Raw genomic sequence first — 7,630 nt, 5'->3', positions numbered from 1 at the left:
TTCATTATATCGGAGGATTTTTTCTTTTCATCGCTTAAGCTCTTTGATTCCATACGCATAGCGTATGGTTTTTATAGGCAGTCTTCGTCTGCCTATAACAAAACGGTTGAAATTTATCCTTTCAACCGTTTTTCTGACTATTTTTGATAATAAAGTGCGGTTACATACCGATCACAACACACTCGGTCACGCTCTTGGCTTTTTGCAAAGTGGCATTCGCTGCCGCACGATCGCCAATCGGTCCGATAAAGATACGGTTAAAAGTAGAACTGCTACTCACGCGCGCATCAAAACCTGCCATCACCAAACGCGCTTGCAAGTTCTCTGCCTGCTCCCGGTTTTTAAAAGCGCCACATTGCAAACCAAATTTCGCCGTGGACGTTGTCGCTTTAGCTGGAGCTTGCTGTGCCGTTTTGTTTTCTTGTTTTGCTTTTGCCTGCACCACTTCCGCTGCTTTGCTCTCTGTCGGTTTAGCATTCGTTTGCGTTTTTGGTTTTTCTACCACAACCGGCTGCACCGTCGTTACCGTCGGCTCATTACGCTTAACCGTTTCTTGTACTTGTGCCTGCACTGCGATATTTTTATCGTTTTTCGCCGCCTCGGCTCTTTCTGCATCACGCTCTAACATTTGCAGAATTTTTTTCTGCTCTTCGGTTAAGTTTTGTACTTTATCCAAACTTTTTGGGCTGTTATCAATCGGAATTTCGCGGGTTTCCAAATCACGGATATAGCTCCACACTTCTTCCGGACGGCTCGGCAGAGTGCTTTTCGGTTTGCTCTCCTCCACTTTTTCAGGCACTACCGCAATCCCGTTTTCGCTTGATTTTTCTTTTAATAAATACAATCCCGCCGCAAACACCACTACGATTCCGATTGCAATCGTCAATAAAAATCCCTTATTGACTCGGTTGGCTTTCTTCTTCGATGTTGCTCTGCCACGAGAAGCATAATCACGCTGAACCACTAAAATTACCCTATTAATTTAAACGTTATCAGAAATAAACAGCGATTTTACTTAAAAAAATGTCAAAATCCTAGCGTCTATTTAGCCACTAAGCAAAATCTTGCGGATCAATATCCAAAATACAACGGACGTTTTGCGCAAGTTGCAACTGTAATTTATGTTGGGCAAAGGCGTTCAGGCAACGCTGCAACACCGCTCTTGAAGTATGCTGCAATAACAAATGCCACTGATATTGCCCTGCTTTTTTGGCTTGTAACGCTTCAATCGGTCCCAAAATCTGCAAACCGCCGATCTGTTGCCGTTGACTATACGCCTGAAAAAATTCCGCAATTTGCTGTAAATATTCCACCGCACTTTGGCTGTTTTTGCTTTTTGCCCGAAACAATGCCTGCGCCGCAAACGGCGGTAAGCCCATACTCTGCCGCTGCTGCAACGCTTGCTTGGCAAATTCGGCATAGCCGTGCTGTAATAAAGTTTGCAATAGCGGGTGCTGCGGAAAATGCGTTTGCAGCACGACTTCCCCGCTTTTATCGCCCCGACCGGCACGTCCGGCAACCTGTACATACAACTGCGCCAAGCGTTCTTCACTGCGAAAATCTTCTGAAAACAGCGCGCCGTCGATATTCACCATCGCCACCAACGTCACATCGGGAAAATGGTGGCCTTTCGCCAACATTTGCGTACCGATCAAAATCCGTCGCTGCCGATTTTTAATCTGTTTCAGTTGCGTTTCCATTGCGCCTTTGCGTGCGGTGGTATCGCGGTCAATGCGTGCAATACCGTACTCAGGAAATTTCTCCGCCAGCACGCTCTCCAACTGCTCCGTGCCCACGCCTGAGGTAATCAAATGAGTAGAACCGCACTTCGGGCATTGCTGCGGTACTTTGACCTTACGCTCACAATGGTGACACGTCAGGCTGTTTTGTTTTTTATGATAGGTATAAGGGCGCTCGCAACTCGGACATTCGGCAATCCAACCGCACTCGTGGCACAACAAAATCGGCGCGAAACCACGTCGATTAAGGAACAGCAACACCTGATTGCCTTTCTCCAAATGTTGCCGCATTAAGTACAGCAACTGCTCGGAAAGTCCGCGATCGACCCGCTGTTTTTTCAGATCCAGCACCCGATGAGTTAACGCATTGCTGTTCATCGCCCGTTGATTCAGCACCAGATGACGATATTTTCCGCTGCTCACATTCGCCAAACTTTCCAAGCTGGGGGTTGCGCTGCCAAGCACAATCGAAATGCCGTTATTACGCGCTCGCATCACCGCCAAATCGCGTGCATGGTGTCGCCAGTTGGAATCCTGCTGTTTATAGGAAAGATCGTGTTCTTCATCGAGGATAATCAAACCAAGCTGTTGAAATTGTGTGAAAAATGCGGATCGCGTGCCGACCACTACCGCACTTTCGCCGCTTTGCGCACGCTGCCACGCCAACAAACGTTGACTGTCGCTTAAATTGGAATGCAGCACATCAATCGGCAAATTAAAGCGGTTCTGCACGCTGCGCACCAACTGCGGGGTTAAGCCGATTTCAGGAATCAGCAGCAGCACCTGCTTGCCCTGCGCCAACACCTTTTCCATCAAATGCAGATACACTTCGGTTTTGCCGGAACCGGTCACGCCGTCCAGCAGCCACGTTTGGAAACCGTCGCTAAAATTCACCGCACTCACCGCCAAAGTCTGCTGTTTATTGAGGCGCAGTTTATCCGCAGGATTCAGCCAATTTTCGCTTGAAAGTGCGGTTTGCCAAGGTGTGAATTGATACGGCTGTTCTTCCGCGATAATCAGCCCTTTTTCCTGTAATGCGGTATAAATGGCACGGGCAAATTCGGTCGAGCCCTGCTCAATTTCACCGTTTTGCGCCAACTGTTCTAATGCCAACTGCTGTTTCTTTGCACGTTTCAATTCGCCGTTAACAAGTGCGGTTTGTCCTTGCAGCGTGATTTTCCAGACGGCGCTGACCGCTCTTTGGTTCGCTTCGCCTTGGCGCAATTTCACCGGCAACGCCTGAAACAGCACCTCGCCCAAGCCGGTTTGGTAATAATTCGCCGCCCATTGCAGCAGCTGATATAACTCGGCACTGAATACCGATTGTGCGTCCAACACCGTAAAGATCGGTTTCAGTTGTTCCGTTGCCACTTCGCTTTGTTGCGGAAAATCGATCACAATCCCGATCCGTTTTTGCCGCCCGAGCGGCACGACAACCCGACTGCCGATTTCCACAATCGCAGATTCGTCGAGTAAATAGTCGAAATAACGGGGCAACGGGATTGCCAAGGCAACTCGAATCAAACGCATAACGCCAGTAAACTCGTGAGATGAATAATTAAAGAACAGTAGTATAGCCGATTTTGATCGACATTGCGCTGACAATCACGCCATGCGGCTATTGCTTAACCGCACTTTCTGCTGTATAATCCGCCGTCTTTAAAACAGCTGCGCATTGCGCATATTATTAACTACATATGGTGTCGGGCACGCTCCCGATAGCGATATGGCTTCAATCCGAGGTTTTCTATGAAACAAGGTATCCACCCTGAATACAAAGAAGTGACTGCAACTTGTTCTTGCGGTAACGTCATCAAAACACGTTCAACTATCGGACGTGACATCAACCTGGACGTTTGTGGCGTGTGCCACCCGTTCTATACCGGTAAACAACGTGTGGTTGACACCGGCGGTCGTGTAGAACGTTTCAACAAACGTTTCAGCATTCCGGGCGCGAAATAATCGTTGCTATAACGAAAAAGAAACCGATTTCAGCGATGGAATCGGTTTTTTTATGCGTTATACTAATCGCCCAGACCGCACTTTTATCGCAAAGAAGGAAATCCGATGACGACACCGATTCAACAACTGCTCGATATAATGGCTCAACTGCGCAATCCGCAAGGCGGTTGCCCGTGGGATTTGGAACAGGATTACCGTAGCATTGTGCCGTATCTGCTGGAAGAGGGTTACGAAGTGGTGGAAGCGATTCAAACCGAGGATTTTAGCGCATTAAAGGAAGAATTGGGCGATTTGCTGCTGCAAGTGGTGTTTCTCAGCCAACTTGCCAACGAAGAGCAGCGTTTTCAGTTTAATGATGTGGTGGAAACCCTGAGCGAAAAACTGATCCGCCGCCACCCGCATGTGTTCGGCGATACCTCGGCGGACAGCGCCACGGAAGCCTTAAAAAATTGGGAAAATAAAAAACAGCAAGAGCGTTTGGACAAACAGCAAACCTCATTGCTGGACGATGTGCCGCACGCCTTGCCGGCGTTATTGCGGGCTGAAAAATTACAAAAACGCGCCAAGAAATTGGGTTATCAACCCACTACCGTTGCACAAACTATCGCCCAAGCCGAACAACAGCTCGCCTTGATCAAAAGTGCGGTCGCCGCCAATCAAGATCACGCCGCCAAGCCGCTGGCAGAATTGCTGTTCAGCGTCAGCAACCTCTGCCGCCAACTGGGTCTGCAAGCCGAAAGTTTACTGCGTGATGAAAACAGCCGCTTTGAGCAACGGGCGAGGGAGTTTGAACAGTCTTCATCAAACAAACATTTTAAATAATTTAAGGCGATTTTTCGGAGATAATTCAATATAGGAATTGGCTTCAAAATACTTAGCCTCCAAGGCTCGGATAAATTCCAATTCCGCCCTTGCTTCTCCATAGTTTAGATTGGTGTATTTGCCATAATTAAATGACAAAATTGTTGCCATATCACCTTCAACAATACATTGAATGGAAACATAACTATTAATCTCAACCGAAAATGGGCTCAAGACAATTTCATATTTATCTAAGGATTTTTCAAAAAAGACTAGCGTATCATCTGATAGCAACGCCATAAAATCCAAAAGGTTTTTATTAAGTGTTTGCCACTTCATCGTAAAAAACTTCATCAATAATTTTTTTGTTCTGACGATATGCCGCTCGCTTTTGATTCGCTAGTTCTCTGATCGCTTCCCTACTGGTTTCAATCAGCGTATCTTGCTGTTTCGCTTCGATATAACGAGCTAACAATGCATTTTCCTGTTCTAATGTTAATTGCATAAACACTCCTTTTTTGCAATTTGGTTACTTATTCTATAACTTAACCGATTCTTACGCGATAGCTAAATCTTCTCCAACTTCGCCAAATGCGCAATTAGCCATTTAATTCCTTGATTTTGAAAGGCGATTTGTAATCGGGTGTTGTTATCACTGCCTTCGATGTTGATAATCGTGCCATTGCCGAATTTCGGGTGGCTGACTTTCTGCCCCATTTTCCATTGGCTTTGGTTGAGTAGGTTAATCCCTGAATGGCTGACCGCACTTGCACTCGAAGACTGGCTAAAAGTGCGGGTGACCGTACCGCGCAGGCGGATTTCACGGATACAATCCGGCGGCAGTTCGCTGACAAAACGGGAAACGATGTGGCGTTCTTCTTTGCCGTATAATCGACGGCTTTCGGCGTGGCTGATGGTCAGTTGCTGCTTGGCACGGGTGATGCCGACATACGCCAAACGCCGCTCCTCTTCCAAACGACCGCTCTCCTCCAACGCCATGCGGCTGGGGAAAATGCCCTCTTCCATGCCGACGATAAATACCCGTGGAAACTCCAAGCCTTTGGCGGAATGCAAGGTCATCATTTCCACACTCGGCTGATGGCGATCCGCCTGTCCTTCGCCGGCTTCCAGTGAAGCGTGGGTGAGAAAAGCGGTCAGATCGCTCATGTCATCGGCTTCGTCCGGCTTGATAAATTCACGCGTGGCAGAAACCAACTCTTCTAAGTTTTCGATCCGCACTTCGCCCTTTTCGCCCTTTTCCTGTTGATACATTTGGTACAAACCAGAATGTTTAATCACAAAATCGGTCTGCCCGAACAACGGCATTTCGCTGCTGTCCTGTTCCAGCGCCGTAATCAATTCCATAAAACGCAAAAGTGCGGTCGCCGCTCTGCCCGCCAGTTTGTTTTCTTCGATCGCCAAATGGGTCGCTTGCCATAGGGTGATTTGGCGTTCGCGCGTCAGTTGACGCAAGGTGTCTAACGTGCGGTCGCCGATACCGCGCGGCGGCGTGTTCACCACCCGTTCAAACGCTGCGTCGTCATTACGATTGGCAATCAAGCGCAGATACGCCAACGCATCTTTGATCTCCTGCCGTTCAAAAAAGCGCATACCGCCGTAAATCCGATATGGAATTTGCGCCTGTAACAACGCCTCTTCCAGCACGCGCGACTGGCTGTTGCTGCGATACAACACCGCACAATCGCTATATTGTCCGCCGTCTTCCTGCCATTGCTTGATTTGCGCCACCACGAAACGGGCTTCGTCCAGCTCGTTAAACGCACAATAGACCCCGACCGGCTCGCCTTGTGCACCGTCGGTCCATAAATTTTTGCCTAAACGGTCGCTATTATTGGCAATCAATTGGTTTGCCGCTTGCAAAATATTGCCGGTCGAGCGGTAATTTTGTTCCAAGCGAATGGTTTCGGCTTGCGGATAGTCCTGCAAAAAGCGCTGAATATTTTCGATTTTTGCACCACGCCAGCCGTAGATCGACTGATCGTCGTCGCCGACAATCATCACCTTGCCTTGCTCTCCGGCAAGCAATTTGATCCATGCATATTGAATGTTGTTGGTATCTTGAAATTCATCGACCAAAATATGCTGGAAACGCTGTTGGTAACGTTGCAAAATCAGCGGTTTTTTCAGCCACAGCTCATAAGCGCGCAACAACATTTCGGCAAAATCGACCAAACCGGCGCGATCGCAGGCATCTTGATAAATCTGATAAATCCGAATCCATTCGCGTTCGCTACGGTCATTGTGATCGTCGATTTGGTGCGGGTGCAAGCCATTATCTTTTTGATGATTGATGTACCAACAGGCTTGTTTCGGCGGAAAGTTTTTTTCGTCGTAGTTATGCAATTTCAACAAACGTTTCAGCAACCGCACTTGGTCTTCCGAATCCAAAATCTGGAAATCCTGCGGCAAGTTGGCATCAGGGTAATGGGCGCGCAGCAGGCGGTTGGCGATGCTGTGAAACGTGCCGATCCACATGCCGAACAGCCCTTGCCCCTGCTCGCGTTGCAGGGTGGCGGTGATCCGCTGGCGCATTTCCGCCGCCGCTTTATTGGTAAAGGTTACCGCCAGAATATTCGATTCCGGCACATTTTCCACCCCGACCAACCACGCAATGCGATGGGTCAGCACCCGTGTTTTGCCGCTGCCTGCGCCGGCAAGTACCAAATAATTGCCCAACGGTGCCGCCACCGCCTGCCGTTGCTTCTCGTTTAACCCGTCTAATAGTTCTGAAAATTCCATATTCGCCTGCTGAATACTGTTTATTTATACAGCGGAATTATAACAGGATTTCAGGTAAGGGAAATGATTTTTTCGGTGAAAGTGCGGTTGGCTCAATGATCTGCACCCCAAAAGTTGGACTCCAAAACCAACGAACTAAGGTGCAGATTTTTATGACTAAATATACCCAAGCATTTAAACAACACGTCGTTGAATATTACCTTCAACAGCCCCAATCTATCAGTAACACATCACGCGTTTTTCAAACACCGGAAAGCTGTATCCGCCGATGGGTTTTACAATACAGGCATTCCGGCTTAAATGGTCTGGCCGTGTTGCATATTACGCAAAAATATACATTGCAAGACAAGCTCAACGCCATTGAATAC

The 7,630-nt window shown here is 48.0% G+C and carries 8 protein-coding genes; 3 read left to right on the top strand and 5 right to left on the bottom strand.

Annotated elements, in window-relative coordinates; all coding sequences use genetic code 11:
- Positions 1-160: 160 nt before the first annotated feature.
- Positions 161-964: a cell division protein FtsN gene (ftsN, locus tag B8880_RS10970; RefSeq protein ID WP_084257650.1), complete on the bottom strand. Its 804-nt coding sequence runs from the start codon at positions 962-964 to the stop codon at positions 161-163.
- An 88-nt stretch (positions 965-1,052) separates the two neighbouring features.
- The gene (gene priA / locus B8880_RS10965) at positions 1,053-3,269 is read right to left on the bottom strand and encodes a primosomal protein N' (protein ID WP_084257649.1); all 2,217 of its coding nucleotides are present in this window, start codon (positions 3,267-3,269) and stop codon (positions 1,053-1,055) included.
- 219 nt (positions 3,270-3,488) lie between these two features.
- On the opposite strand from priA, the gene rpmE reads away from it, so the two are divergent.
- Together rpmE and mazG are read left to right on the top strand one after the other, a co-directional pair.
- Complete coding sequence (gene rpmE / locus B8880_RS10960; RefSeq protein WP_084257648.1) at positions 3,489-3,701, top strand: 50S ribosomal protein L31; 213 nt, start codon at positions 3,489-3,491, stop codon at positions 3,699-3,701.
- A 105-nt stretch (positions 3,702-3,806) separates the two neighbouring features.
- Positions 3,807-4,523, top strand: a complete 717-nt coding sequence (gene mazG, locus B8880_RS10955; protein WP_084257647.1) for a nucleoside triphosphate pyrophosphohydrolase — start codon at positions 3,807-3,809, stop codon at positions 4,521-4,523.
- Here the strand turns inward: mazG and B8880_RS10950 are convergent.
- The 3 genes from B8880_RS10950 to uvrD all read right to left on the bottom strand — a co-directional run bounded on the left by B8880_RS10950 (position 4,503) and on the right by uvrD (position 7,262).
- The gene (locus tag B8880_RS10950; protein ID WP_084257646.1) at positions 4,503-4,841 is read right to left on the bottom strand and encodes a hypothetical protein; all 339 of its coding nucleotides are present in this window, start codon (positions 4,839-4,841) and stop codon (positions 4,503-4,505) included. The genes mazG and B8880_RS10950 overlap by 21 nt on opposite strands.
- Positions 4,822-5,007 carry a hypothetical protein gene (locus B8880_RS10945; protein WP_084257645.1) on the bottom strand — a complete coding sequence of 62 codons (186 nt, stop codon included), beginning with the start codon at positions 5,005-5,007 and terminating at the stop codon, positions 4,822-4,824. The genes B8880_RS10950 and B8880_RS10945 overlap by 20 nt, the downstream gene beginning before the upstream one ends.
- A gap of 62 nt (positions 5,008-5,069) precedes the next feature.
- Positions 5,070-7,262, bottom strand: coding sequence for a DNA helicase II (uvrD, locus tag B8880_RS10940; protein WP_084257644.1), 2,193 nt, complete (start codon positions 7,260-7,262; stop codon positions 5,070-5,072).
- A gap of 152 nt (positions 7,263-7,414) precedes the next feature.
- On the opposite strand from uvrD, the gene B8880_RS14440 reads away from it, so the two are divergent.
- Positions 7,415-7,630 (top strand): helix-turn-helix domain-containing protein (locus B8880_RS14440; RefSeq protein WP_084257643.1); only part of this gene is annotated, 216 nt, incomplete at its 3' end.

The organism is Pasteurella testudinis DSM 23072, from assembly GCF_900176075.1.
In the GTDB taxonomy this organism is placed as follows: domain Bacteria; phylum Pseudomonadota; class Gammaproteobacteria; order Enterobacterales; family Pasteurellaceae; genus Chelonobacter; species Chelonobacter testudinis.
This window is presented reverse-complemented; position numbering and strand designations above follow the sequence as displayed.